The 575-nt window shown below is 41.6% G+C and carries 1 protein-coding gene; it reads right to left on the reverse strand.

What is annotated here, in order from left to right; genetic code table 11:
- Nucleotides 1-229: 229 nt before the first annotated feature.
- A complete protein-coding gene (locus D8S93_RS24790; protein WP_193621684.1) occupies nucleotides 230-370 on the reverse strand; it encodes a hypothetical protein in 141 nt (46 codons plus the stop codon).
- Nucleotides 371-575: the final 205 nt, after the last annotated feature.

A 575-nucleotide genomic window follows, 5' to 3' on the forward strand; every position in this document is an offset into this window, starting at 1 on the left:
ACCACGTACATTCAGCCTGAGAGATCCGTTGCGGAAATAACGCCCAATTAAGGGGTGAACAACGCCTCCACCCAAACCTAAAGCATTGTGCCATAAACACTAAATTTGAAGTAGAAGCAAAAATGCCAAGCGTTGTGAATCCCTCTTAAATTGCTTGTTATGTTTGTGGCTATTTGAGACTACTGACGTTTAAAAACTACGTCTGGTAGATGGAACAGACTTCCTCAACTTAGATGCTGTAACACTTCAGTTTGAATACTTCGCAACAAGCTTTGAGTATGTTCTGACTGTAAATCGAGTTCGCACCAACCGTCAGTTCCCATGTATTCGGCAGAAAGATATCTGATGTTTTCAAGAGCAACTTCATCATTAAAGACCCCAGACAGCCTGAAAATACCTGACTTTGTATGGATTCTGCTAATTTTGAAATTTTTCATAAACCTCCGAGAACATAACGCGCAAGTTAAGGTGTGAGAGACGCAGATCCACCCTAACCTAAAATAAACTCTGATAAATCCGTGCCCATTTGGGCACTAAAACCCCAATGCGTTTCGAATCGGCTTGAACGTCTTGTT

The sequence above is a fragment of the Vibrio sp. VGrn 2 genome (genome assembly GCF_009361695.1).
Lineage (GTDB): Bacteria > Pseudomonadota > Gammaproteobacteria > Enterobacterales > Vibrionaceae > Vibrio > Vibrio diabolicus.